This window comes from Comamonas composti DSM 21721 (assembly GCF_000429845.1).
In the GTDB taxonomy this organism is placed as follows: domain Bacteria; phylum Pseudomonadota; class Gammaproteobacteria; order Burkholderiales; family Burkholderiaceae_C; genus Comamonas; species Comamonas composti.
On sequence record NZ_AUCQ01000003.1, the window covers coordinates 136,342 to 161,398 of the forward strand.

General features: G+C 64.5%; 26 protein-coding genes. 8 read left to right on the forward strand and 18 right to left on the reverse strand.

The window, feature by feature from the left end:
* Positions 1-91 precede the first annotated feature (91 nt).
* The 3 genes from G486_RS0103935 to G486_RS0103945 all read left to right on the forward strand — a co-directional run bounded on the left by G486_RS0103935 (position 92) and on the right by G486_RS0103945 (position 3,072).
* A complete protein-coding gene (locus G486_RS0103935) occupies positions 92-1,153 on the forward strand; it encodes a peptidogalycan biosysnthesis protein (protein WP_027014358.1) in 1,062 nt (353 codons plus the stop codon).
* Positions 1,135-2,046, forward strand: coding sequence for an arginase family protein (locus tag G486_RS0103940; protein WP_027014359.1), 912 nt, complete (start codon positions 1,135-1,137; stop codon positions 2,044-2,046). Before G486_RS0103935 ends, G486_RS0103940 begins: the two co-directional genes overlap by 19 nt.
* A gap of 114 nt (positions 2,047-2,160) precedes the next feature.
* Complete coding sequence (locus G486_RS0103945) at positions 2,161-3,072, forward strand: bifunctional GNAT family N-acetyltransferase/nucleoside diphosphate kinase regulator (RefSeq protein WP_034386585.1); 912 nt, start codon at positions 2,161-2,163, stop codon at positions 3,070-3,072.
* A gap of 135 nt (positions 3,073-3,207) precedes the next feature.
* Here the strand turns inward: G486_RS0103945 and G486_RS0103950 are convergent, their stop codons facing one another.
* The gene (locus tag G486_RS0103950; RefSeq protein ID WP_027014361.1) at positions 3,208-3,588 is read right to left on the reverse strand and encodes a tautomerase family protein; all 381 of its coding nucleotides are present in this window, start codon (positions 3,586-3,588) and stop codon (positions 3,208-3,210) included.
* A gap of 91 nt (positions 3,589-3,679) precedes the next feature.
* On the opposite strand from G486_RS0103950, the gene G486_RS0103955 reads away from it, so the two are divergent.
* A complete protein-coding gene (locus G486_RS0103955; protein ID WP_027014362.1) occupies positions 3,680-4,552 on the forward strand; it encodes a LysR family transcriptional regulator in 873 nt (290 codons plus the stop codon).
* Between the two features lie 139 nt (positions 4,553-4,691).
* On the opposite strand, the gene gorA is transcribed toward G486_RS0103955, so the two are convergent.
* The 5 genes from gorA to G486_RS24245 form a co-directional block, all read right to left on the reverse strand.
* Positions 4,692-6,047: a glutathione-disulfide reductase gene (gene gorA / locus G486_RS0103960; protein ID WP_027014363.1), complete on the reverse strand. Its 1,356-nt coding sequence runs from the start codon at positions 6,045-6,047 to the stop codon at positions 4,692-4,694.
* An 82-nt stretch (positions 6,048-6,129) separates the two neighbouring features.
* Positions 6,130-6,951, reverse strand: a complete 822-nt coding sequence (locus G486_RS0103965; protein WP_027014364.1) for a DODA-type extradiol aromatic ring-opening family dioxygenase — start codon at positions 6,949-6,951, stop codon at positions 6,130-6,132.
* Complete coding sequence (locus tag G486_RS0103970) at positions 6,948-7,256, reverse strand: aromatic ring-opening dioxygenase LigA (protein WP_027014365.1); 309 nt, start codon at positions 7,254-7,256, stop codon at positions 6,948-6,950. Before G486_RS0103970 ends, G486_RS0103965 begins: the two co-directional genes overlap by 4 nt.
* Positions 7,253-7,957: a glutathione S-transferase family protein gene (locus G486_RS21500; protein ID WP_051303108.1), complete on the reverse strand. Its 705-nt coding sequence runs from the start codon at positions 7,955-7,957 to the stop codon at positions 7,253-7,255. Before G486_RS21500 ends, G486_RS0103970 begins: the two co-directional genes overlap by 4 nt.
* A gap of 38 nt (positions 7,958-7,995) precedes the next feature.
* Positions 7,996-8,952, reverse strand: coding sequence for a Bug family tripartite tricarboxylate transporter substrate binding protein (locus G486_RS24245; protein ID WP_051303110.1), 957 nt, complete (start codon positions 8,950-8,952; stop codon positions 7,996-7,998).
* 126 nt (positions 8,953-9,078) lie between these two features.
* Here G486_RS24245 and G486_RS0103985 point away from each other — a divergent pair, with 126 nt between their 5' ends.
* On the forward strand, positions 9,079-9,912 hold the full coding sequence (locus G486_RS0103985; protein ID WP_027014367.1) for a helix-turn-helix transcriptional regulator: 834 nt from the start codon (positions 9,079-9,081) through the stop codon (positions 9,910-9,912).
* Positions 9,913-9,944: 32 nt separating this feature from the next.
* Here the strand turns inward: G486_RS0103985 and hpaR are convergent, their stop codons facing one another.
* The 7 genes from hpaR to G486_RS0104020 form a co-directional block, all read right to left on the reverse strand.
* On the reverse strand, positions 9,945-10,424 hold the full coding sequence (gene hpaR / locus G486_RS0103990; protein WP_027014368.1) for a homoprotocatechuate degradation operon regulator HpaR: 480 nt from the start codon (positions 10,422-10,424) through the stop codon (positions 9,945-9,947).
* A 104-nt stretch (positions 10,425-10,528) separates the two neighbouring features.
* On the reverse strand, positions 10,529-11,362 hold the full coding sequence (gene hpaH / locus G486_RS0103995) for a 2-oxo-hept-4-ene-1,7-dioate hydratase (protein ID WP_027014369.1): 834 nt from the start codon (positions 11,360-11,362) through the stop codon (positions 10,529-10,531).
* 3 nt (positions 11,363-11,365) lie between these two features.
* Positions 11,366-11,806: a 5-carboxymethyl-2-hydroxymuconate Delta-isomerase gene (locus G486_RS0104000; protein ID WP_027014370.1), complete on the reverse strand. Its 441-nt coding sequence runs from the start codon at positions 11,804-11,806 to the stop codon at positions 11,366-11,368.
* A 25-nt stretch (positions 11,807-11,831) separates the two neighbouring features.
* A complete protein-coding gene (locus tag G486_RS0104005; RefSeq protein ID WP_027014371.1) occupies positions 11,832-12,806 on the reverse strand; it encodes a tripartite tricarboxylate transporter substrate binding protein in 975 nt (324 codons plus the stop codon).
* Between the two features lie 87 nt (positions 12,807-12,893).
* Positions 12,894-14,351, reverse strand: coding sequence for a 5-carboxymethyl-2-hydroxymuconate semialdehyde dehydrogenase (hpaE, locus tag G486_RS0104010; RefSeq protein ID WP_027014372.1), 1,458 nt, complete (start codon positions 14,349-14,351; stop codon positions 12,894-12,896).
* Positions 14,352-14,415: 64 nt separating this feature from the next.
* A complete protein-coding gene (locus G486_RS0104015) occupies positions 14,416-15,171 on the reverse strand; it encodes a fumarylacetoacetate hydrolase family protein (RefSeq protein WP_027014373.1) in 756 nt (251 codons plus the stop codon).
* Positions 15,168-15,845, reverse strand: coding sequence for a fumarylacetoacetate hydrolase family protein (locus G486_RS0104020; RefSeq protein WP_027014374.1), 678 nt, complete (start codon positions 15,843-15,845; stop codon positions 15,168-15,170). Before G486_RS0104020 ends, G486_RS0104015 begins: the two co-directional genes overlap by 4 nt.
* A 502-nt stretch (positions 15,846-16,347) precedes the next feature.
* On the opposite strand from G486_RS0104020, the gene G486_RS0104025 reads away from it, so the two are divergent.
* Positions 16,348-16,641 carry an antibiotic biosynthesis monooxygenase family protein gene (locus tag G486_RS0104025; protein WP_027014375.1) on the forward strand — a complete coding sequence of 98 codons (294 nt, stop codon included), beginning with the start codon at positions 16,348-16,350 and terminating at the stop codon, positions 16,639-16,641.
* A gap of 94 nt (positions 16,642-16,735) precedes the next feature.
* Here the strand turns inward: G486_RS0104025 and G486_RS0104030 are convergent, their stop codons facing one another.
* The 3 genes from G486_RS0104030 to G486_RS0104045 form a co-directional block, all read right to left on the reverse strand.
* Positions 16,736-18,601: a phosphoenolpyruvate carboxykinase (GTP) gene (locus G486_RS0104030; RefSeq protein WP_027014376.1), complete on the reverse strand. Its 1,866-nt coding sequence runs from the start codon at positions 18,599-18,601 to the stop codon at positions 16,736-16,738.
* A 282-nt stretch (positions 18,602-18,883) separates the two neighbouring features.
* Positions 18,884-19,027, reverse strand: a complete 144-nt coding sequence (locus tag G486_RS24250; protein WP_169728576.1) for a hypothetical protein — start codon at positions 19,025-19,027, stop codon at positions 18,884-18,886.
* Between the two features lie 391 nt (positions 19,028-19,418).
* Complete coding sequence (locus G486_RS0104045; RefSeq protein WP_027014378.1) at positions 19,419-20,624, reverse strand: threonine ammonia-lyase; 1,206 nt, start codon at positions 20,622-20,624, stop codon at positions 19,419-19,421.
* 118 nt (positions 20,625-20,742) lie between these two features.
* Between G486_RS0104045 and G486_RS0104050 the strand changes: the two genes are divergently transcribed.
* The gene (locus tag G486_RS0104050; RefSeq protein WP_027014379.1) at positions 20,743-21,753 is read left to right on the forward strand and encodes a helix-turn-helix transcriptional regulator; all 1,011 of its coding nucleotides are present in this window, start codon (positions 20,743-20,745) and stop codon (positions 21,751-21,753) included.
* A 159-nt stretch (positions 21,754-21,912) separates the two neighbouring features.
* Here G486_RS0104050 and G486_RS21505 read toward each other — a convergent pair whose 3' ends face one another.
* A complete protein-coding gene (locus tag G486_RS21505; protein ID WP_051303112.1) occupies positions 21,913-23,229 on the reverse strand; it encodes an MFS transporter in 1,317 nt (438 codons plus the stop codon).
* A 473-nt stretch (positions 23,230-23,702) separates the two neighbouring features.
* Here G486_RS21505 and G486_RS0104060 point away from each other — a divergent pair, with 473 nt between their 5' ends.
* Positions 23,703-24,059, forward strand: coding sequence for a zinc ribbon domain-containing protein YjdM (locus tag G486_RS0104060; RefSeq protein WP_027014380.1), 357 nt, complete (start codon positions 23,703-23,705; stop codon positions 24,057-24,059).
* A 92-nt stretch (positions 24,060-24,151) separates the two neighbouring features.
* Here G486_RS0104060 and G486_RS0104065 read toward each other — a convergent pair whose 3' ends face one another.
* Positions 24,152-24,769: a pseudouridine synthase gene (locus G486_RS0104065; protein WP_084455027.1), complete on the reverse strand. Its 618-nt coding sequence runs from the start codon at positions 24,767-24,769 to the stop codon at positions 24,152-24,154.
* Positions 24,770-25,057 lie beyond the last annotated feature (288 nt).

Consider the following 25,057-nt stretch of genomic DNA (forward strand, 5'->3'; position numbering starts at 1 on the left):
GCCCTTGCTCGCTGTCCCTGACGTTGAGCTGCGCCAATTCAAGTGCAACGAGCGATGCGGGCATAAGGAAACTAAATACAAAAAGAGCTAGATGGAGCACAAAAGCTTTCGCAACCAGCTCGAACCCTCTGGCCTGCTGCAGCAGTTCAGCGTCCATCCCCCCGAGGGATTCGCCCTGCTGCCGCACTGGCCGGCACCGGCTTTCACGGCCCCGTTCGATTTGCTGACCACCGCAGACGACGCGCTCAAGGCGCGTCTTTTGTCTTTTCCGGGCGGGCAATGGCTCAGCCGCCGCCTGCGCCTGACCACCGACTTCGTGGGCACCACGGTCAGCGAATATGCCTTGTTCCCACAAGGCACTGGCGTCCAGGAGCAAGCCAATGCATTGTGCCAATGCGCGGGCCGCACCCTGCTCACCATCGTCAAGGACCTGCCTCAGGATTCGCCCCTGCTCAGCGATGCGGACAACGCCCATGCCCGCGCGCTGGCCCAGGCGCTGGAGCAAAACGGCTTTCTGCTGCTCGAAGGCCAGGCCCTGGCCTATGTGCCCATGGACTTTGGGAGTCTGGACGAATACCTCGCCCGCCTCTCCAAAAGCTGGCGCAGCAATCTGCGGCGCAAGCTCAGAAGCCGCGCAGATCTGCAGATAGAGCGCGTGCCCACGGGCCCAGCCTTTGCCGAAGAGGCGCGCATCGATGCCTACTACGCCCTGTTCGAAGCCGTGTACGCGCAGAGCGAGATCCATTTCGACAAGCTCACGCGCGGTTTCTTCGCGGCGCTGCTGCGTGACGCGAACAATGGCGGCATGGTCTTTGAATACCGTGATGCCGCAAGCCAGGCGCTGCTGGGCTGGAATCTGTGCTTCGAGCATGGCGGCAATCTGGTGGACAAATACATAGGCCTGTCCTACCCGGCTGCGCGCGAGGCCAATCTTTACTTCGTCAGCTGGATGGTGAACCTCGAGTACGCGCTGGAGCGCGGTCTGCGGCACTACATCGCAGGCTGGACCGACCCCGAGGTCAAGGCCCAACTGGGCGCAAGCTTTACCTTGACGCGCCATGCCGTCTTCATCCGCAACCCGCTGTTGCGCGCCCTGGGCCGGCGTTTTGCCGGGCATTTTGAAAGCGATAGCCAATGGAGCCGAAACAACTGAATCCCGTGGTCCTTGATGTGGACGGCTCGGTCGGTGCGCTTGCCGGCGAGCTGCGCCTGCCCTTGCAGCACTGGCAGGAGGCCGTGCGCTTTGGCTGCGGGCTGGCGCGCTTCAACAGATTTCGCACCGAGCTCGATGCCTTGCTGCCGCCAGCCCATGGCACGGTGCTCATGGGCAGCGGCGACTTCCACCACCTGAGCTGGCCTTTGGTGGAGCGCTGCATTGCGCGCCAGGCCCTGTCGGCCGCACACCCGCTGCGCGTCATCGTGCTCGACAACCACCCGGACAATATGCGCTTTCCCTGGGGTGTGCACTGCGGCTCCTGGGTGCGGCGCGTGGCCTTGCACCCGGCCGTCTCCCATGTGCATGTGGCTGGGATCACCTCGCAGGACATAGGCCCCGCCCATGCCTGGGAAAACTATCTGACGCCGCTGCGCGCGGGCAAGCTCAGTTACTGGAGCTGCGGCGTGAACACGGCCTGGGCCGCGCGCGTCGGCGCCCAGCAAGGGTTTCGCAACTTCGCCAGCCTGGCCGAGCTGAGCCGGGCCCTCAAGTCCATGCTGCGCGAACAGCCCCAGCCCACTTATCTGAGCATAGACAAGGACGTGTTCGACTCCGAGGTCGTGCGTACCAACTGGGATCAGGGCCGCATGCAGGAAGAGCAGGCGCTGGCCATCATCGATGCGCTGGCCGGCCAGCTCGTGGGCAGCGACATCACGGGCGACGTGTCCTCCTGGCGCTATGCGACCTGGTGGAAGCGCCTCATGAGTGCCGGCGACGGCCAGGACACACAGATCGATGCCGTCACGCTGGCGGCCTGGCAGGCCGGGCAGCATGCGCTGAACCGCCGGCTGGTGGAATGCCTGGCGGATGCGGCCGGCAGCACGGCCTGAAAAGCGCACGGAACCCACGCGCTGACGCAGCGCCTTAGAATGGGCGCTCTTCGAAAGAACCGTCATGGCCGAGGCCATGAAGGGCTTTCATACTTGAAACCCAATGGGGTGAAGATGAACAAGCCTTTCATTTCCCTGTGCCCCGAGATCACTCGGACCAATGCGCTGACTTTGATGGACTGGCTGGAGGACGAGGGCGTGACGCGTTACCTGAGCGACTCGCGCCATGTCTCGCGCTTCATAGAGCAGGTCATCGGCCGGGTCCAGCTGCCCATCCTGACCCATTTGTTCAACCAGGGCGGGCGCTTCTTCATGGCCTACGACCGGCACGATGTGCCCGTGGGCTTTGTGCGTCTCGTGAAAAACGGCGCGGACTGCGAAATGGTGCTGGTCATAGGCCAGCGCGACAACTGGGGCCGAAGGCTGGGCGCCAGTGCCATCCGCGAAGGCATGAAGCTCGCCTTCTTCGACATGCGGGCCGAAAAACTCATCGCCAAGATCCACCCCGACAATGCACGCTCGATCAAGGCCTTTGTGCGCAGCGGCTTTGTGCTGGAGAGCGAGACCCCGGCGATGAAGTCTTTTGCCATGGGCTCGGAGCGCTATCTGCGGCTGTTGCGCGAAAGCCCTGCAGTGCACGCTGCCGAGATCTACATCACCGAGCTCGACCAGGCCCGGCTTAGAGGGCTGGTCGAGCTCGAACAAGGCCCGGACATCTTCGAGCTGGAGCACGAGATCGAGCGCGCCATCATCGTCGATCCCCGGCAGGTGGCCGAGGACGTGGTCACGATGAACTCCAAGGCCTTGCTGCAGGTGGACGACGAAGCGCTGGAAGTCGCGCTGGTCTACCCCGAGGATGCGGACGACGGCGCGGGCAAGCTCTCGGTCTTCTCCGATATCGGCACCGCCATCCTGGGCTACAAGGAAGGCGATGCCTTCAGCCTGCGCGTGCCCCACCGCACCTGCCAGATCCGCATCGACAAGGTGCTCTACCAGCCGGAGGCTGCGGGCGACTTCCATCTGTAGATTCGTTCTGCGGCTGGTGGGGGCGTTTCGGGGCCTGTGAAGGCCCGGAAATCAAGGCCCGCTGGCAGGAGGAATACACCCTCTCGGCAAACGTTTAGACGCTGATCCGCGGGCGAGGCTCTTCACATCGCCTTCTCACACATAGGTCGCCACCCCCATGCCCATGGACCAGTTTTCCTTGCCCACTTCGACGAGGTTGATAAAGACATCCTCGGGCCTGAGGCCAGGGCTTTGGCCCAGCAGCTCGGTGGCGCGCGAGAACAAGGCTTTTTTCTGCTCCAGGCGGCGAGTGTTGCTCACGGTGATCTGCACCAGCACCAGATCGTCGCTGCGTGTCACGCCCAGATAGCGGCGGCTGTAGCGAAAGCTCGCTTGCTCATGCTCGGTCAGCGTCATGAATTCGTCGTCCTCGGGTACCGTATAGGTCTGGTGCAAGGCCTGATACAGGCTGTCAAAGATGGCCTGTTTGTAGGCCTCGGATTTTCCGGCGCGCATATGGATGTGGACCAGCGGCATGCGATCTCCTTTGAAAAGCATTGGAAGGACGGGATGCATGCTATTCATATCCATAAGATATGGATATTTATTTCATGGATAAGTATTTGAAATGATTGAGCGCCCTTTGGATCTGGATGCGGTCGAGGCCTTTGTGCGCATTGCCGACCTGGGCAGTTTCACGCTCACGGCCGAGGCCATGGGCACCAGCCAGGCCGCAGTCAGCCTCAAGCTCAAGCGCCTTGAGGACAGGCTGGGGCACAGGCTGCTGGAGCGCACGCCACGCCATGTGCAGCTGTCGCTCCAGGGCGCGGCCTTTCTCGAACACGCGCGCGAGCTGCTTGCAGTTCATGAGCGTGCCCTGGCTTCGTTTACAGGCAAGCGCCAGCGGCTGGCCCTTGGCGTGAGCGACCATGTGGCAGGGCCGGACCTGCCGGCCCTGATTGCACGCATGGCGGCCCATGCACCACAGCTTCTGCTGGAGATCCGCCTTGCCTCATCCGGCGAGCTGCTGCAAAGCTATGACAGGCGAGAGCTCGATGCTGTCGTGGTACGGCTGGACATGGGCCGCAGCGACGGTGAGCTGATTGCCGAGGAGCCGTTTGCCTGGCTGGCGGCACCTGGCTGGCAGCCGCGCATGGGCGAGCCCTTGCCTTTGCTCAACCTGGCTCAGCCCTGCGGTGTACGTGCCATGGCGACCGGGCTTCTGGATGCCTGCAACAGGCCCTGGAGTGAAGTGTTCGTGGGTGGAGGGGTCGCTGCCGTGGCCGCTGCCGTGATGGCCGGCCTGGGTGTGGCAGCGATTGCACCACGCATGCTGCCGTTGGGGGCTGTGGACGTGGGCCCCTGGCTCGACCTGCCCGCGTTGCCCAGGCTGCCTGTCATGCTGCACACCCGCATCCGTGCGGGTGAGCGTGGCGGAAGGCGCAGAGAGGCCTTGAATACGCTGGCAGCGGCCTTGAAGAGCGCAGTTCGCCCAGCCTGAACAGCGTGTAGATTCGCTAGCAAAATAAAAGCTGCAAGCGCTTGCTGCTCTTCGATTTCAACATGATTTATCTCTGAAATCGATATCTATACAGCGCTTGCAGCATCTGTATTGATAGCAAGCTGGACGCGTCGAGTCTTTACCCCACAGGCGTGCGCATGGTCACGAACTCTTCGGCCACCGAGGGGTGTATGCCCAGCGTGGCATCGAACTGGGCCTTGGTTGCGCGGCATTGCAAGGCCACGGCAAAGCCCTGGATGAGCTCGCCGGCTTCGTCGCCGACCATGTGCACGCCGAGCACGCGCTGCTCGGGCCCGCCCACCACGAGCTTGAGAAAGACCGGCTGGGCTTTCTCGGCCAGCCGGTTGGTCAGCGGGCGGAAGCTGGACTTGAAGACCTGCACCTGTTCGTGGTGCGCGCGCGCCTGGGCTTCGGACAGACCGACCGTGGCCACATTCGGATGGGAGAACACGGCCGTGGGCACGAGCGCATAGTCGGGCGCGGTCTTGTCGCCCGCGCCGAACAGCTGGTGCGCCAGCGCCGTGGCTTCGGCCAGGGCCACGGGCGTCAGCGCCATGCGGCCCACGACATCGCCCACCGCATGGATGGAGGGAATGCGGGTGGTAAAGCCCTGATCGACCACGATGGCGCCGCTGCCGTCGAGCTCCACGCCCACCTCCTGCAGGCCCAGGCCCTGGGTGTTGGGCGTGCGGCCCGTGGCGAACAGCAGGCAGTCGGTGTGCAGCGTCTGGTCGTCGTCGAGTTGCAGGTGCAGCGTGCCATCGGCCTGCCTGGCGATGGCGCGGATCTCGCGGCCCAGCTGCATGTGCACGCCCGAATCCTGCATGCGTGCCGCCAGCGCCTGGCCCAGTTCATCGTCGAAATGGCGCAGCAACTGGGCGCTGCGGTGCACCAGCGTGGTCCGGGCGCCCAGGCCGTTGAAGATGGAGGCGAACTCCATGGCGATATAGCCGCCGCCGACCACGACCACGCGGCGCGGCAGCGCGGGCAGGTCAAAGGCCTGGTCCGAGCTGATCGCCCATTGCAGGCCTTGCACGGCCGGCATCTGCGGCTGGCCGCCCGTGGCCACGAGGATGTGGCGCGCGCTCAGCGTGGTCTCGCCCACGGCCACGCTGTGGGGACCGGTGATGCGCGCGCGGCCCGCGATCAGCTGCACGCCGGCCTGGGCCAGAAGCTGTTCGTAAATGCCGTTGAGGCGCTGGATCTCGCGGTTCTTGCCCGCGATCAGCGTGGGCCAGTCAAAGCCTGCGGGCTCCAGGCTCCAACCAAAGCCCGGGGCTTCCTCCAGCCCCAGGCCGAAGCGGGCCGCATGGCTGAAAAGCTTCTTGGGAATGCAGCCCATGTTGACGCAGGTGCCGCCGGGCCTTGCGGCCTCGACCACGGCCACGCGGGCCCCGAGGGAGGCCGCGACGCGGCTGGCGCGCACGCCCCCCGAGCCCGCGCCTATGACTACCAGATCAAAGTCGTATGGCATTTCAATTCTTCATGAGCAAGATGCTTTTTTCAGGAGCGCCGCAAGGCCCCAGCCCGCAGCCCGGATACAGCGGGCCAGGGGTCTAGGCCATCGACATGGCCGCCACCGTGCAGCCGCAGGCAAATGCGGGCACGGGCTCGTAGCACCAGATCTCGCCCTGGCATTCGGCCGCAGCCGCCGCCACGGCGATGTAGGTGCGGATCTCGAAGCCGCCCTGGCCGCCGTCGCGGTAGGTGTCGGCATCGGTGTAGTCGAGCAGGGCGCTGCGCTCGTTGCGTGCCCAGCGGGCGAGAAACTCCCGGTCCCAGTCCGCATTGATCCGCCCCGAATCCGGCGTGCACGGCCAGTGCGAGATGCCGCCCGTGCCCAGCACGGCGATGCGCTTGTCGCTGGCATCGCAGGCCTTGCGGATCGCCTGGCCCAGCGCATGGACGCGCGCCAGCGGCGGCAGCGGCGCGGCCTGGCAGTTGATGTTCACGGGGATGACGGGGAGGTCGTTGTCGGGCAGCAGCAGGTGCAGGGGCACCATCATGCCGTGGTCGAACTTCCACTCTTCGCAAAAGGCCACGTCCACGTCCTGCATCATGGTGGCCAGCAGTTCGCGCGCCAGCGCCTTGGCGCCGGGCACGCGGCGGCGCGGTATGCGCAGCCACTCGGGATCTTCGATGGGGCCGTCGTAGTAGTCGGCCATGCCCACGGCGAACGAGGGCATGTTGTTCATGAAGAAGTTCGCGAAATGCTCGGCCGAGACCACGAGCAGCGCATCGGGGCGGGCCGCGCGTATGGCCTCGCGCATGCGCGCATAGGCCGCGTCGATCTTGAGCTTGCTCTCGGGCGCTGCGCGCTCGCTGCGGGCCGTGATGCCCGGGCCATGGCTGCAGACGCCCGCAAATACCAGACTCATGCTTTTTCTCCCACTGTTTTGTAGACGCCTTCGCGCACCGGGCCATGCAGGCGCAGGCCTTCGCGCATGGCGTTGAGGTAGGCATCCCATGCCTGGCCGGCCGCTGCCGCAAAGTGCATGAGCAGCTGGCCGTTGACGCCCATCACATAGAGCAGGCCGATGTCGGGCGTGCTCATGGCCATGCGCTCTTCGTCCGTGAGGTCGAAGTCGGCGAGGTAGCTGGCGGCATCGCGCCGCCAGTGGGCGAGCGCTTCGTCGCTGCGGTTGAGCTCGTAGATCGCCTTTTGCACGTAGTACAGGCTCATGCGCTGGTTTCCTGGGCGTCGAGGGCAAAGCCCGCAGGCAGGTCGTAGGCGCGCACCTCGCGCTCACGCAGGACCACCTTGCGCACGCTTTCGCGCTGCCAGACGCGCTGGGCCAGCGCGTGCCAGCGCGGGCGCGCGGGCAGGGCCTGCTGTATGCGCTCATCATGGCTCCAGAGGTAGAACACGAACAGGTAGGCGTCGACCACGCTGAAGCTGTCGCCCAGGGCATAGGGCTGCTCGCCCAGGCGCTCTTCCACGGTCTGTATCACCTTGGTCAGGCTGTGATGCGACTGGGCGCTGACGGCGGCCATGCCTTCGGGTGATTCGCCGCCGTAGGACTGGGGGCGGAAGATGCCGCGATAGGCCACGTGCAGGCTGCTGGAGATCAGGTTCATCCACTGGTGGGCGCGGGCGCGCGCCAGGGTGCCGGTGCGTGGCAGCAGATTGCGCTCGGGCACCAGGTCGGCAATGTAGGTGAGTATGGCCTGGGACTCGGTCAGCACCTGGGCATCGATGCCCAGGGCCGGCACGGTGCCGCTGGGGTTGAGTTGCAGGTATTCGGGGCGGCGGTTGTCCTGGGCACGGATGTTGACCGTGCTGGCCGCATAGGGCAGGCCCGATTCCTCCAGGGCGATGTGCGCGGCCAGGGAGCAGGCCTTGGGGCTGTAGTACAGCGTGAGTTGGGGAGGGAAGGCAGTCATGGGAAGGTGATGGCAGTGAAAAAGGCGAGCGGTAGCGCTCAGCTGACCTGGATCTTGGCTTCGCGCAGCAGCTTGCCCCAGCGTTGGGACTCTTCCTGGCACAGCTGAAAGAACGCGTCCGAGCCCAGGAACCAGGGCTCTATCCCCATGTCGGCAAAGCGCGCGAGCACGGCCGGGCTTTGCAGGGCCTGGCGCACGGCTTCGCGCAGGCGCGTGGTTTGCTCGGCGCTCATCCTGGCCGGGCCGACCAGCCCCTGGAACGCATAGGCATCGAAGCCGGAGAGGCCTTGCTCGGCCACAGTGGGCACGTTCTTGAGCAGCTCGCTGCGCTGGGCGCCGCCCACGGCAATGGCCTTGAGCTTGCCGGTCTCGATCAGAGGCTTGGCCACGGGCAGTTCCAGGAACATGGCCTGGATCTGGCCGCTGAGCAGATCGGGAATGGCCTGAGAGCTGCCGCGATAGGCCACATGCTCCAAAGGTGCCTGGCTGCGGCGCTTGAGCAGTTCCATGGCCAGGTGGTGGGGCGAGCCCACGCCGGCCGAGGCAAAGCCCATGGGGCTGGACGCGGCCTTGGCCTGGGCCAGCAGCCCCTGCAGGTCGCGCACGGGCTGGGTCGTGACCAGCACCAGCGGCACCTTGACCATCATGGCGATATAGCTGAAATCCTTGGCCGGACGGTAGCTGAGCTTGGCAAACAAATGCTCGTTGACCATGAGGGCTGCGTTGTCCGCCGTGCCTATGGTGCTGCCGTCGGGCGTGGCGCGGTGCACGGCCTCCATGCCGATGTTGGTGGCCCCGCCGGGGCGGTTGTCTATGACCAGGGTCTGCTTGAGCTGGTGGCGCATTTCATCGGCCAGCAGGCGGGCCACGGTGTCGGTGCCGCCACCGGCCTGGTAGGGCACGATCCAGCGCAGGGATTTATCGCTCTGGGCCCAGGCAGCGGGCAGGCCGCCGGCGAGCAGGCCGGCGCAGACAAGTCGTCGGGACAGGTTCATGCGGTTGTCTCCAGGAAATCTTTGTTGGTATGGGTGAAGCAGCCTGCATCCTAGGAGTCCCCGCAGCTTCTGTCTGTCCTTGGAAGCAAGGACAATGGCACTTTGCCTGCTGGTATCTGGAGATCTATGCATATCTGGCCGCTTCAGCCGCAGACCGGCTCGCTCAGGGTGGAGCCGGCCGCAATTTCCGATCTGCTGGCCTCGATCACCGAGCCCGACAGCAGCCTGCTGCCGCGCGCGATTTTGAATCTGGTGCGCGGGGAGGTGGAGGCCATCAACTGCGCGATCTTTCTGCTGCCCGCAGGCGGCCAGCCCTGGCTCATGGGCCATGCCCAGGTTCCGGGGCGTCACCATGTGCCCAGCGTGGGCGGCAGCTATGCGGACAGCTATTACCAGCGCGACCTGAGCCTGCAGCATGCACTGCGCCTGAGCCGCGAGGACGCGGGCCGCACCATGCTGCTGCACCACAATGCCAGCGACATCCACGACCATGAATACCGGCTGCGCTGCTACGAGGAGGTGGACACGCGCCAGCGCTTTGCCGTGGTGCGGCCGATCAACGAGCGCGACAGCCTCATGGTGGGCATTTACCGTGCCTCGGCGGCCATGTCCTCCGGGGATCTGGCGTTTCTGTCGCAGACCGCGCGCTGGGTGGGAGAGGCGGCCGTACAGCGCCTGCGCGCCCGCCCGCCAGCCGGCGTGGCCGCCGAGGAAGCCATTCTTGCGCTTGAATCCCGGCTGCGGGTGCGCCTGAGCCATCGCGAGCGCCAGGTTCTGCTGGCCATGGTGCAGGCCCGGACCCTGCCCGCAACCGCCCAGGGCCTGGGCGTGGCGTTGACCTCGGTCGTGACCTACCGCAACCGCGCCCTGGCCAAGCTGGGCCTGGGCTCGCGCCATGAGCTACTGCGTGCTGTGGTCGAGGAGGTCGGGGCCCTGGCAGCGGCGCGCAGCGGAGCCTGAGCAGGGGCCCGCAGGCCGGGCCGAAGCCGCCGCTATTCCAGAGGATCAGCCGATCCCAGGCGCTGCTCTGCCTGGGCCAGCAGAAGATAGAGCTGCTGGACTTGCTCGCTGCCGACCAGCTGTTCGATCTCGGCATAGATCTCTTCGGAGCTCGGGCCTATGCGCGACAGGATGGCATGGGCCTCTTCGGTGAGACCGAACTCGGTGCCGCGCTGGTCGAGCACGGCGCGGCTGCGGCTGATCAGTGCACGGCCTTCGAGCGTCTTGAGCAGGCGCGAGAGGCTGGGCATGCTGATGAAGGTCATCTGAGACAGGTCCATGGGCCGCAGGCGCGTGCCCGACGACGACATGGCACGCAGCACGCGCCACTGCTGCTCGGTCAGGTCATGGGAGCGCAGCAGCGGGCGAAAGCGGGCCATGACGGCCTCGCGGGCCTTGAGCAAGGCCATGGGCAGGGAGCGTGCGAAGGAGCGCATGGGCTCGTCCGCCGCAGGGATTCTGGGCTCGGTCATACGGACAAAAAAAGGGTGCATTGTGCCTGCTGTACCGCAGGCCGCCTGCATGCCAGCCGCATGGCGGCGCGATGCGCTTCTTCGCGCGCCAGCCCCGGCCCGGTTCAGACAAGGCGAAAGCGCAGCGTGCCCAGCGGTCCGTAATCGGCCTCGAACACATCTCGGGGCTTCGCGGGTACGGGGCGTGTGAACGAGCCTGCGAGCACGATCTGGCCAGCCTCCAGCGACTCGCCCCAGGGCGCGAGCTTGTTCGCCAGCCAGGCCACACCGATCGCGGGATGGCCTTGTACGCCCGCGGCCAGGCCGGTTTCCTCGACCGCGCCGTTGAGGCGCAGAATGGCGCCGCACCAGGGCAGGTCCAGCGCCTGCGGTGCGGCCCGGTCCGCGCCGATCACGATGCCGGCATTGGCCGCGTTGTCGCTGATGGTGTCGAACACCTTGCGCATGGCCTTGGTGTGGCGATCGAACTGCTCTATGCGCGAGTCGATGATCTCTATGGCCGGGGTCACATAGTCGGTGGCCGCGAGCACATCGTCCAGCGTGATCTGCTTGCCGCCTTCGAGGCCCGGGCCGCGCAGCGGCGCCTTGAGCACAAAGGCCAGCTCCACCTCCACGCGTGGCGCGATGAACCGGTCCGCCGGAATGTCCAGCACTTCGCCTGGGGTGGCGGTGTAGAGCATGGAGTCGAGCAGGGTGCCGTAGTCGGGCTCGTCGATCTGGCTGGAGATTTGCATGGCGCGCGAGGTCAGGCCGATCTTGTGGCCTATCACCTTGCGCCCGGCCGCGATCTGCTGGCGCACCCAGGTGCGTGCCACGCGGTAGCCGTCGGCGACCGTCATGTCGGGAAAGCGCTTGGAGAAGTGCTCGATCTGCTGGCGCGTCTTTTCGCTGGTGTCCAGCTCTTGGGCGAGCTGATTCAGGAGTTCGTCGGAGAACATGGATTACCTAGGAGGAAAGAGGGGGTGCAGCGTGCTGTGCTTGGCGTCATAGACCTGGCCCGGGGCCTCGTCGATCTGCACGGTCAGGCCCAGGTGCTTGCGGGCATCGGCGAACAGCGGCGCCAGATGCGCTTTGGCACAGCCCAGCAAGGCATCGCCGGCCGCCTTGTGGACGGCCGGGCTGCGGCCTGCGCCCATGCGCAGGTTGATGTAGATGAAGCCGTAGTCGCCATCACCGCCTGCGGCCCGCCCGGCAGCGCCGCCATCCGAGACGGCGGAATGCGGCGCCGGGTAGGCATAGACGCGTGTGCCGCCCTGGGGGAAAACGCGGGCGCCGTCCTCGGCATGCAGCGCGAGCATGGTGTCGGCCAGGCCGCGGCACAACTGGCCCATGTCGGTTTGCGGTTCGAGGTTGGCGGTATAGAGGATGACGACGTGAGGCATGGCGTGGATAGGGGGCTGAAAGTGCTCAGCCCAGGGTGATGTTGGCGCGGCGGATGATTTCGCCGTACTTGGCGATCTCGCTGTTCACGAACTCCGAGAACTGTGCCACGGTGCCGGCGCGCGACACCAGGCCGCCCTTGGCAAAGACCTCGACCACGTTGGGGGCGGTCAAGGCCTTGTTGACCTCGGCATTGAGGCGCTCGACGATGGCCTTCGGGGTTCCTGCAGGGGCGATCAGGCCCTGCCAGGAATTGGACTCCAGGGCCATGCCCTGCTCGGCCAGCGTGGGCACATTGGGCGCGAAGCGCGAGCGCTTGGGCGTGGCCATGCCCAGGGCGATGAGCTTGCCGTTCTCGATATGGCCGCGGAACTCGGACCAGTTGCCGAACATCACGCTGACCTGGCCGCCCAGCAGATCGTTGAGCGCCGGCCCCTGGCCCTTGTAGGGGATGTGGACCATGTCGATGCCCAGCATCTGGGACAGTAGCGCGCCCGACAGGTGGGCCGAGGTGCCGTTGCCGAACGAGGCATAGGTCAGCTTGTCGGGCGTGGCCAGGGCGGCCTTCTTGAGGTCGGCCAGGGTCTTGAGGCCGCTGGCGGGGTGGGTGGCCAGCACGTGCTCGGACAGGCCCATGAGCGCCACCGCCTGCAGGTCGCGGGTCGTGTCGTAGGGCAGGCTCTTGACCAGGGTCTTGTTGGCCGTGAAGCTGTTGGCCACGCAGGCCAGGGTGTAGCCGTCGGCGGGCTGCTTGCTCGCATAGTCCACGCCGATGACGGTGCCCGCACCGGGCTTGTTCTCCACGATGACGCTCTGGCCGAGCTGCTTGCCGAGCTCGGAGCCGATCAGGCGGGCCACGAGGTCGGTCGTGCCGCCGGGGGTGAACGGAACAATGATGCGCAGGGGCTTGCTGGGCCAGCGGTCAGCCTGAGCCAGACTCAGGCCGCAGGCGGGGGTCAGCGCAGTGGCCAGGCTGGCCTGCAGAAGGTGGCGGCGTTGCATATGAATCTCCTTGCTTTGTTGTTGTTGGCATCAGCGCCTGGCCAGCAGGCGCTGAAAGCTGTCTGAATGAATGTCTGTCAGAGCGTCCTAGACGCCCCAGCGCGGGATGTGGTGCGAGCCCATGGAGACGGCCACGTTCTTGGGTTCGCAGAACACTTCGTAGCTCCAGGTGCCCCCTTCGCGGCCCGTGCCCGAGCCCTTGGTGCCGCCAAAGGGCTGGCGCAGGTCGCGCACGTTCTGGCTGTTGACGAAGCACATGCCGGCCTCGATGGCTGCGGCCACGCGGTGGGCACGGCCCGTGCTCTCGGTCCATACATAGCTCGACAGCCCGTACTGGGTGTCGTTGGCCAGGCGGATGGCTTCGGCCTCGTCGCCGAACGGAATGATGCAGGCCACGGGGCCGAAGATCTCTTCCTGGGCGATCTGCATGCGGTTGTCCACATCGGCAAACACCGTGGGCAGCACGTAGTTGCCCTTGCTCACGCGTGCGGGCAGCACGGGGGCGTCGAGCCCGCCGCACAGCATGCTGGCACCCTCTTTCTGGCCCAGCTCGATGTAGTGGCGTACCTTGGCCAGATGGCCCTGGCTGATCATGGGGCCGACGATGGTCTTCTCATCCAGCGGGTCGCCCACGGTGATGCGCTTGGCGCGCTCCACGAAGCGATCCACGAACTTCGCGTAAATGCCTTTTTGCACCAGGATGCGGCTGCCGGCCGTGCAGCGCTCGCCGTTGTTGCTGAAGATCATGAAGATGGCCGCGTCCAGCGCGCGTTCGAAATCCGCGTCGTCGAAGATCACGAACGGGCTCTTGCCGCCCAGCTCCATGCTGAATTTCTTGAGGCCCGCAGCCTGCACGATGCGGTTGCCCGTGGCCGTGGAGCCCGTGAACGAAACGGCGCGCACGTCGCGGTGCGCCACCAGGGGCTCGCCCGCATCCTTGCCATAGCCATGCACGAGGTTGAGCACGCCGGCGGGGATGCCGGCCTCCAGCGCGAGCTCGCCCAGGCGCGCAGCGCTCATGGGCGAGAGCTCGCTCATCTTGAGCACGGCCGTGTTGCCGAAGGCCAGGCAGGGCGCAACCTTCCAGGTCGCGGTCATGAAGGGCACGTTCCAGGGCGAGATCAGCGCGCACACGCCCACGGGGTGGAACAGCGTGTAGTTCAGGTGCGTGGGCGTGGGGTAGGTGTGGCCGTCCACGCGTGTGCACATCTCGGCGAAGTAGTAGAAGTTGTCGGCGGCGCGCGGTATCAGCTGCTTGCCTGTCTGCGCAATCACCTGGCCGCAGTCGTTGGTTTCGGTCTCCGCGATTTCCGGCACATGCTGGGCGATCAGGTCACCCAGCTTGCGCACCAGCTTGGCGCGCTCGGTGGCCGCAAGGCCCGCCCATTTGGGAAAGGCCTCCTTGGCTGCGGCCACGGCGGCGTTGACCTCATCGGCTCCGCCTGCGGCAACCTCGGCGATCACATCCTGCGTGGCCGGGTTGATGTTTTCAAAATAGTTCTTGCCGGCGACGGCGCGGCCATTGATCAGGTGGTCGATTTTCATTTGATATTCCCTTGGGAGGTCAGCATTCGGGCTGCTGGTTTTTGCGAGGTGGTGGTGCGGCGGCTCAGGCTGCAACCAGGGTGTTGACCAGCGTGCCCAGGCCGTCGATCTCGGTCTCGACCGCGTCGCCGGGCTGTACGTTGACCACGCCGTCGGGCGTGCCCGTGAGGATCACATCGCCGGGCTGCAGGGTCATGATGGCGCTCAGGTACTCGATGAGATCGGGGATGCGGTGGATCATGTCGCCCGTATGGCCGGTTTGCGTGAGCTCGCCGTTCACACGGGTGCGCAGGCCCAGGGCATGGGGGTCGGGAATGTCGGCCGCATCGACCAGCCAGGGGCCGATCACGGTGCAGGCATCGCGGTTCTTCACGCGCAGATTGGGGCGATAGAAGTTCTCCAGGTAGTCACGCACCGCGTAGTCGTTGCACACCGTATAGCCGGCCACGCAGGCCATGGCGTCGGCGGCCTTGACGCGCCTGGCGGTCTTGCCGATGACCACGGCCAGCTCGCACTCGTAGTGCATGAAGCCGGCGTCGGCCGGGCGCGGGGTCTGGGCGCGATGGCCGATGAGCGCATTCGCGCCCTTGAGAAACACCAGGGGCGCATCTTTGGCCGTCACCGTGAGCTCGCGCGAGAGCTCCTTCACATGGTCTGCATAGTTGAGCCCCAGCGCAATGATGGTGCCGAACTCCAGCGGCGGCAGCCATTGCACCTCGGTCTCGGCCACGCTGCGCCCGCATGGCAGCAGCACCTGGCCTGGCTGTCCAGGGGTCACGGCCTGTACACGGCCTTCAAACATCACGCGTCCGTGTTTCATGCCAATTCCTCCAGCACCAGGCTGTGGTGCAAAGCGCCCAATCCGGCCACCTCGATGCGCACCTCGTCGCCGGGCCGGGCCTGGGGTGCGCCTTCTCCGGGGCCGAGCAGAAGCACGTCGCCAGCGGCCAGCGTCATGAACTCCGTCACGTCGGCGATCAGCTGCGAGGCAGGGCGCACCAGGTCGGCAAAGCTGCGCTCATAGACCGGGCGGCCGTTGAGTGCCAGCTGCAGGCGGGCCGTGTTCACATCGAAGCCCGGCAGGGGCTGCAGCAGATCGCCCATGGGGCAGAAGCCGTCGCGGCAGCGCTGGACGATGGCCGGGCGGTAATAGTTTTCGTGGGGCAGGGTGATGTCGCTGACGATGACGTAGCCGGCCACGTAGTCCATGGCCTGCGCTGGCGCAACCTGCGTTGCCGCCCGGCCCATGACCAGGCCCAGCGTGGCATCCAGGCGCACGACGCCCGGGTCCGCCGGAACAGCCACGGCAGCGCCGCTGCGCGCCCAGGTATTGCGCGGCTTGATGTAGAGCACGGGCGCCTTGGGGGCGGCCTTGTAGGGCGGGCTGTCGAACTGAGGCGCGAGGCGCGTCAGGGTGGCGCGGTCGTTGAGCAGTGCGCCGTAGACCGTGCCCAGCGGCATGCCGCTTTGGAGAGCAAAGGCTTGAGTTTCCATGGCTGATATTTAATTAACATGTTAATTATTAAAGCCATATTCAGGATCGTCAACTTGGATTGTCAAGGGGTTTACCCTTGGTTGCATTGCTCCGAGGAAGAGCTGTGGCACAGGCTGTGGAGTCGCTGGGGCATGGGCCTGATGCGCGTGAACTTGCGCAGAGCCACGGATCGCGTGGCCACACACAGGAGCAGCTCGATGCAGTGGCAAAGCTGCTCAAGAGGCAGGGCATCCCCGGCCTGAGCGCTTGCCGGTATGGCCCCTTCCCCCGAAGGGGAGGGCTTTGATGGCATCGGTTTTGAGATGCGATGGCCCTGGCCCAATGAGCGGCCCAGGATGACGCTGGGCTGGTGCAAGCCGATCGATGTTTATGCACAATACCTAGCTCAGCTTGCTTTGCAGCCTGAATCCGTGCATTGATGCTTTGCTGCACTTCGACTTGAATCCGTCCCTACAGGACAAGCGAAAGCAGCTCTCTTTATTGGAATAAGCAGGACGCCCGATGTTTGTTGTGATCTTTCGCGCCAAGGTGCGCGAGCTGGACGAGCAGTATTCACGCATGGCGGCGCGCATGCGCGAGCTGGCCTTGAACGAGTTCGGCTGCCTGGAGTTCCATGCGGTCACCGAAGGAGAGAATGAGGTCGCTCTTTCCTACTGGCCCAGCGAAGAGGCCATCCGTGCCTGGAAGTCCCATCCCGAGCATCTGCTCGCGCAAGGCCTGGGCCGCGAGCGCTGGTATGCCTCGTACTGCGTGCAGGTGGCCAGCATAGGGCGCGAGTACCGCATGGCCGGCTGAAGCCCGGCCGACCCGCCATGCAAAAAGGAGCGCCGAGGCGCTCCTTTTTGCATCAACCCCAGGGGCGCTAAGCTCCGGGCTCGGGAGAAGGCGCTCAGGCCGCGAGGCGCTTTTCGAGCTCGGCCTTGGTGGCCAGCATTTCCTGGGGCAGCTTGTAGGCCAGCTTGTCGAAGTGCTCGCTGTGCAGCTTCATCTCCTCGGTCCAGGCGGCCTTGTCGAGGCTGGTCACGTCGGCGAACTGGGCGGGCGTGAATTCCAGGCCGGACCAGTTGATCTCGGCGTACTCGGGGGCGATGCCGAAGGCTGTCTGTCGGCCTGCGGCCTGGCCTTCGATGCGGTCGATCATCCACTTGAGCACGCGCATGTTCTCGCCATAGCCGGGCCAGACGAACTTGCCCTGCTCGTTCTTGCGGAACCAGTTGGTGGTGAAGATCTTGGGCAGCTGCGCGCCCTGACCTTCGAGCTTGGTGCCCAGGCTCAGCCAGTGCTGGAAGTACTCACTCATGTTGTAGCCCATGAAGGGCAGCATGGCGAAGGGGTCGCGGCGCACCACGCCCTGGGCGCCGAAAGCTGCGGCCGTGGTCTCGGAGCCCATGGTGGCTGCCATGTACACACCTTCCACCCAGTCGCGCGCCTCGGTCACCAGCGGCACGGTGGTGGAGCGGCGGCCGCCGAAGATGAAGGCATCGATCTTCACGCCGCGCGCATCGTCCCAGGCCTCGTCCAGGGCCGGGTTGTTGATGGCCGAGACCGTGAAGCGCGCATTCGGGTGGGCAGCCTTGGCGCCGGTTTCCTTGGCGATCTGCGGCGTCCAGTCCTTGCCCTGCCAGTCGATCAGATGCTCGGGCAGGCTGCCCGTATCCTTTTCCATGCCTTCCCACCATACGTCGCCGTCATCGGTCAGGGCCACGTTCGTGAAGATCACGTTCTTGTCCAGGCTGGCCATGCAGTTGGGGTTGGTGTGGTAATTGGTGCCGGGGGCCACGCCGAAATAGCCGGCTTCGGGGTTGATGGCGCGCAGCGAGCCGTCGGCCTGGGGCTTGATCCAGGCAATGTCGTCGCCAATGGTCGTGACCTTCCAGCCTTCGAAGGCCTTGGGCGGCACCAGCATGGAGAAGTTGGTCTTGCCGCAGGCGCTGGGAAAGGCCGCAGCCACGTGGTACTTCTTGCCCTCGGGATTGGTCACACCCAGGATGAGCATGTGCTCGGCCAGCCAGCCCTGGTCGCGGCCCATGGTGGAGGCGATGCGCAACGCAAAGCACTTCTTGCCCAGCAGCGCATTGCCGCCGTAGCCCGAGCCATACGACCAGATCTCGCGCGTTTCGGGGTAGTGCACGATGTACTTGGTCTTGTTGCAGGGCCAGCTGGTCTGGTCTTTTTCACCAGCGGCCAGCGGCGCGCCCACGGTGTGCATGCAGGGAACGAACTCGCCGTTCTCGCCGATCACGTCATACACGGCCTTGCCCATGCGCGTCATGATCTTCATGTTCACCGCCACATAGGCGCTGTCGGACAGCTCCACGCCCACATGGGCTATGGGGCTGCCCAGGGGGCCCATGGAGAAGGGCACGACATACATGGTGCGGCCGGCCATGCAGCCATCGAATAGCGGCTGCAGCGTGGCACGCATCTCGGCGGGCGCCATCCAGTTGTTGGTCGGGCCGGCATCTTCCTTCTTTTCGGAGCAGATATAGGTGCGGTCTTCGACGCGCGCCACGTCCGAGGGGTCGGACCAGGCCAGATAGCTGCCGGGGCGCTTGGCAGGATTGAGCTTCTTGAACGTGCCCGCATCCACCAACTGCTGGCACAGCTGGTCATATTCCTCTTGCGAGCCATCGCACCAGTGAATCCTGGCCGGCTTGCACAAAGCGGCCATCTCGGCCACCCAGGCAATCAGGCGGCGGTTTTTGACGTAGGCAGGCGCCTGGAGATCCAGGCCTTGGATTACGGGTGCATTCATCGCAGAGCTTTCTTCAATTGAAAAAACCAATTTTTCAAAGAAGACGAGGGCAGAAAAGTCGTCATCTTTGAGAAAAAGGCTTGTCAGCGCATGAAGAAGCAGGCTTGCTGACCTGGCCTGCAGCCGGGGACTCGATTCTAGGGAGAGGGATTTTATTTGTCAGCAATATGACGGCCAAAACTATGCAATATATGCATTAATAAATGCTCAAAATTGAGGATTGGTGCTTATTTTTTGCGCAAAAAAAGCTCCGCCAAGGCGGAGCCGGTGCAGAGCAGGCAATCAGGCCATGGTCACGGCAATGAAGGCCAGAATGAACATCATCACGGCGCCAGCGAGTGGAATGATGAAAGGGATATAGGGCGTAATGGATTCAACCGCATCGCTGGTTTCTGCGGCGTTGTTCTCTACGGGATCGTGCGACATGCTGAACTCTCCTTATAGATAAAGGACGGGGGCATAGCGAACCATTCTAGGTAGGGCTTTGCATGCCGGCCTCTGGGGAAAGCCATGAGGCCGGCAGTAGATTGGATGGAGACCGACCCCGGCTTTCCATACAGGCGCGCGGCGGCAGCTCCGTCATGCGGCGGAAGAACCCGATGAAGGCCGCATCGCTGGCAAAGTCCAGGGTCCTGGTCACCCATTCCAGAGAGCCCTGGGAGGCCAGGCGCTGCGGCAGCTCGCTTTGGATCTTGGCTATTACAGCCTGCTCGGCCTGAGTGCAGCAGCTGGCTGGGTCTGCTTGGCCACAGCCCTGGTCGCGGGCGGGTTCAGGCCCGAGCGCCTGCATGGACCAGGGCCCACTGGCGGGAAGCGCTCAGACCGCGCTGACTTGCATGTCCTGAGCTTGCAGTGCAGCCATGACTTCCTGTGCATGGTCCTGGTTGCGGGTCTGCAGGACCAGCTCGATCTCCACGCTTTGCGCGGCCAGCAGCGTGAAAGCTCGCTGGTGGTGGACCTCGGCGATGTTCGCGCCTGCAGCGGCCACGGTGGCTGTGATGCGCGCGAGCACGCCGGGCACATCGCGGGCGTTGACCTTGAGACGAGTCAGCCGGCCCGAGCGCACCATGCCACGCTCGATGATGGAGGCCAGCAGCATGGGATCGATGTTGCCGCCCGAGAGCACCAGGCCCACCTTTTTGCCCGCAAATCGCTGAGGGTGGCGCAGCAGGGCCGCGAGTGCGGCGGCCCCCGCGCCTTCGACCAGGGTCTTTTCTATCTCCAGCAGCATGAGCACGGCCTGCTCTATGTCGCCCTCGTCCACCAGCAGCAAATCGTCGACCAGGCGCCTGACGATCTGCGTGGTGATCTCGCCGGGCTGGGTCACGGCAATGCCCTCGGCGATCGTGGAGCTGCCCATGGGAAGATCCTCATGGCGCACGGCATTCACCATGGCTGCAAAGCGCTGGGCCTGCACGCCAATGACCTCGATGCCGGGTTTGAGGCCCTTGGCGGCCGTGGCCACGCCTGCGATCAGGCCGCCGCCGCCCACGGCCACGACCAGTTGCTCCAGATCAGGCTGCGCGGCCAGCATCTCCAGGGCCAGCGTGCCCTGGCCGGCTGCTATCTGCACATCGTCATAGGGGTGGACGAAGACCAGGCCTTGTTGCTCGGCCAGTGCATACGCATGCTGACGCGCCTCGGCCAGGGTGTCGCCGTGCAGAACCACCTCGGCACCAAAACCGCGCGTGCGCTCGACCTTGACCCCGGGCGTGAAGCGCGGCATGACGATGACCGCGCGCAGCCCCAGGCGCTCGGCGTGATAGGCCACGCCCTGGGCGTGGTTGCCCGCGCTCATGGCGACCACGCCGCGCGCGCGTTCCTGTGCAGACAACTGGGCCAGCTTGTTGAAGGCGCCACGCTCCTTGAACGAGGCTGTGAATTGCAGGTTCTCAAACTTGAGGAATACCTGCGCTCCCGTGATCCGGGACAGCGTGAGCGACTCTACGCAGGGTGTCTCCAGCACGGCGCCGCGCAGGCGTTCTGCGGCGCGTTGAATGTCGTTGAGCTTGAGCTTGAGCATGGCGCATTGTGGCGCAGGCCTGCGCATCTGCTGTGCGAGGCTGCTATGCACTGGTGTAGCAAGGCGTAAGCATCGACATCTAAAATGGGAATCATTATCAGAAAATTTTGGGCGGGATATGGCTGTTTCCTCCGCTGCCCGCCCACCGCGCTGGATGGGGCTGGGCACTGTACGCGCGAGCGACTTCGAGGCGCCTGCGCTCGACTTTCTCGATGCCGAAGTCCAGGCCCAGCAAGTGCTGATGGCCGGCCATGTTCAAGCCCTACAGTTGCAGCGCGGTCTCTGGCTGCATGGTGTCGAGGCCAGCGACCTGTGCACGCTGCGCTCCAGCGTGCCGGCCGAGCCTGGCCTGCATCTGGTGGTGTTGCTCGAAGGACGCGTGGACGTGGCCTTTGGCGGGCAGCGCTTGCAAATGCAGGTCGATCCTCTGACAGGCCCTCAAACAGGTGCCTGCGGGGCCGTGGTGCATTCACGCCCGGGTGATGCGTTTGTGCGCCGCTGGCAGCGTGGCAAATACGAGCGCAAGCTCAGCTTGAGTGCAGAGGCCTGCTGGCTGGAGGACCAGACCATGGACTGGGCCGCACTGCAGTTGCTGTGTCACTGGCGTCAGCACCAGCAACTGGTCATACGCCCATGGCAGCCTTCGGTGCGTGCCGTAGCGGTGGCCGAGCAGATCATCCAGCTTGCGCGCGAAGCCAGGACGCCGGTGCTGTTGCTCAGCCGAGCGCTGGAGTTGATGCACGAGGCCTTGCAGTCGCTGTCGGAAAGCCCGCAGGGTCAGGAAGCCCAGGCTGCACCGCTGGGCCTGCGCGAGCATCAACGCCTGATGAGGCTCAAGGCCGTGCTGGACAGCGAAACCGAGTGCTTCCGCCCCCTGCCCGATATTGCGCGCGACATAGGGCTCAGCCCCAGTGCGTTGCAGCGTCAGTTTCGTCAGGTGTTCGGCAGCAGCATCGACGAGTACCGCCGGGACCAGCGCCTGGAACGGGCCTGGGCCCAACTGGAGCAGACCGGGTGCAGTGTGTCCGAGGCCGCGCATGCGGCCGGCTATACCAGCGCGGCCAATTTCTCGACTGCCTTCAAACGGCGCTACGGTATATCGCCGAAATGGGTGAGAGCCAAGGTCTAGCCGCTCACCCGCAAAGGCACTGTCCCCAAGGGTTGGAGCGAAATCGGGCGATTTCTTCGCGCTGGCCCTTGCTTGCACCCCGGTGCAAGCTGCGGCGCATCGACTCGAACTCATCCCGATTGCGCTCCAACGCGCCTGCGTAGAGATCGTGAACACGCTCTAGGCAGCCTTACCCGGCGTTTGAGGCCATGCCGCCGGCAGCTCCACAGGGTGCGAGCTTTTGAAGAAGAGCGTGGCGATCAGGCCCAGGGCCACGCCCAGCATCACATAGAACGCCGGGGCCATGGGCGAACCCGTGGTGCGGATCAGCCAGGTCACGACAAACGGAGCAAAGCCGCCGAACACCATGACCGCCACGTTATAGCCTATGGACATGCCCGTGGAACGCACGGCGGTTGGAAACAGGTCGGCCATCAGGCTGCTGAAAACACTGAAAAACATGGCCACGAAGATGCAGACGCCCAACTGGACCAGCAGCAGCTTCTGCACCGTGGGTCCGTTGGTCAGCCAGGCATACAGCGGATAGAGCACCAGCAGATAGCCTGCGAGTGCAAACAAGGCCAGTCTGCGATGACCTATACGGTCGGACAGCAGGCCGAAAAGCGGCGTGGCCAGCATCAGCAAGGCACAGCCTGCCATTTGCGCCATGAAGGCGTCGTGCATCGGCAACTGCAAAGTGACCGTGGCATAGGTGACCAGATAGGTAAAGGTGATGTAGACGGAAACCGTGGCCGCGATCACCAGCCCCATGGCCACGAGGATTGCACGCCCATGGTTTTTCAGCACGTCCACCAGGCCTGTATTCCGGCTTCGGTCCTGTTGCTGCACAAAGGCCTGAGGCTCCTGCACATGGCGGCGTATGTAGAGCGCAACCGGGACGATGAGCAGGCCCAGTGCAAAAGGCAGGCGCCAGGCCCAGGACATGACCTGCTCGATGCTGAACAAGTCGGTAATCATGACGCCTGCGGCCGCGCTCAGAAACAAGGCCACGGACTGGCCGGTCATTTGCCAGGAGCCGTAAAAGCCGCGCTTGTCGGGCGGTGCAAGCTCGATCAGCAAGGCTGTGGAGCTGCCGAACTCGCCCCCCGTGGCAAAGCCCTGGAGCAGGCGTGTGAGCACGATGAACAAGGGGGCGGCAATCCCCACGGATTCATAGGTGGGCGCAAGGGTGATGAAGACCATGGCCAGGGCCATGAGACTGGTCACCAGCACCATGGCCGCCTTTCGCCCCTTTCGATCGCTGTAAAGGCCCAGCAGGATCCCTCCCACGGGACGCATGAAAAAGCCCACGCCGAAGACTGCCGTGGTGAGCAGGATGCGGTTGATGTTGTCGTCGGGGTTGTCGGGATGGGCCGGGAAAAACAGCTTGGCCAGAATCGGCGTCATGAACGCAAAGACGAAAAAGTCATACCATTCCAGCGCATTGCCGATGATGGCCGCTGCAATGCTTCGCAGTGGTGGATTCCGATTGCTCATGAAAGCGTCACTCCTTGAAAAGATGTGCGTTTTTGCCATCTTTGGTTATGAGTTAAAACTTTTCTGTCCACTATATGGTGAGCGATCGAATGCCAACTCACTGCCCTCATTTACACGACGATACGCAAGAGTTTGTTTGTGTTTCACAAGGCAATATGAACCACGGGCACAGCTCGCACGGCAGGCTTCGGACACTGGCGCGCTTGGCACCACGAGCCGCAATCAAACCTGGAAATGATTGCCCATGTGGACAAGGTGTCGAGGCGGGGCTGCTTCACTTGCTACAGAGACCAAGGCCAGACTGTTGGAACGTGTTCAGGATCCAGGCCATCTGCCCGGCCGGCTCTGCATGAGCCTGCGCCTTACTGCGGCATTGGGCCGCTGCAGGCACATGCGGCAACGACAATGTCTGTCTTCGAGACGGCGCCCCAGTGGCGCCGCACTTTTTCAGCAGATAGCCACGGAGCCTCGCCATGCCGCACAACACCCCAGCCTGCCCCCAATGCACGCTTGAGAACACCTACCCTGATGGCGACCACTTCATCTGCCCCGACTGCAGCTTTGAATGGCCGCAGCAGGAAGGCTCCGAGGATGCGCAGGCCGATGAAGCATCCAAGGTGGTGCGCGACGCCAACGGCAATCCGCTGGCAGACGGCGATGCCGCCATCCTGATCAAGGACCTCAAGGTCAAGGGTGCGTCTTCCGTTCTCAAGAAAGGCAGCAAGGTCAAGGGAATACGCCTGGTCGATGGTCCCGATGGGCACAACGTGGACTGCAAGACCGACCTCGGCAGCCTGCTGCTCAAGTCCGAGTTCCTCAAGAAGGCCTGAGATCGTGAACACGCTCTAACGGGGCCCTGCCCGGCGGTGATCCCGGGCGGTTTTGCTCCAGCGAGCCTTCCGCTCAGAGCAGGCTCTCCCTCTCAGTGGCGGGGCACCTCTTTCCATTCGCCAGGCTGCAGGCTCTCTAGCGAATACGGGCCTATGGCCGCACGCACCAGACGCAGCGTAGGGTGACCTATGGCTGCTGTCATGCGTCTCACCTGGCGGTTTCTGCCTTCACGGATGATCAGCTCGATCCAGCAATCGGGAATGTTCTGGCGCACACGTATCGGCGGATCACGCGGCCAGAGCACCGGGGCCGTCTCCAGCCGCCTGGCGCGCGCGGGCTGGGTCATGCCGTCCTTGAGCCGCAGGCCGCGCCTCAACTGCTCCAATGCCGCCTCCTGGGGAACACCCTCGATCTGCACCCAATACGTCTTCTCCATCTTGAAGCGCGGATCGGCAATGCGCGCCTGCAGCTTGCCGTCATCGGTGAGCAGCAGCAGGCCTTCGCTGTCGGCGTCGAGCCGGCCGGCCACATAGACACCAGCCACATCGATAAAGTCCTTGAGGCCTTGCCAGCGCCCTTCGGGCGTGAACTGGCTGAGCACGCCATAAGGCTTGTTGAAGCACAGCAGGCGTGGCGGACCGGCGCGCAGGGCCTGGGGATCCACGCCGGACTGGGGCCTTTGGGCCTGGGGAGGTTTCTGGTAGTTCATGGAAGAGCCCGGATTGTGAGGGCTGACGAAGGTCGCAAGGCCTGAAGCCCTGGTATCTCCACAAAAACGGGACAAACAAGGCTCAGATTCCCGCATGGTCCAAAGGGGATATGCGCTGCAATGGACTGCACAGGCGATTTGGATGAATACCAAGGTCGCGCTTGCGGGTTCGCAACTTTTTCAGCCCAGCGCCAGCTTTCAGGGACAGGGCTAGAGGGGATGCGGCCTGTCCTACGCAGCCTCTGCTCCCGAACTGACTTTGCGCATTCTCTACACACGCCTGCAAGA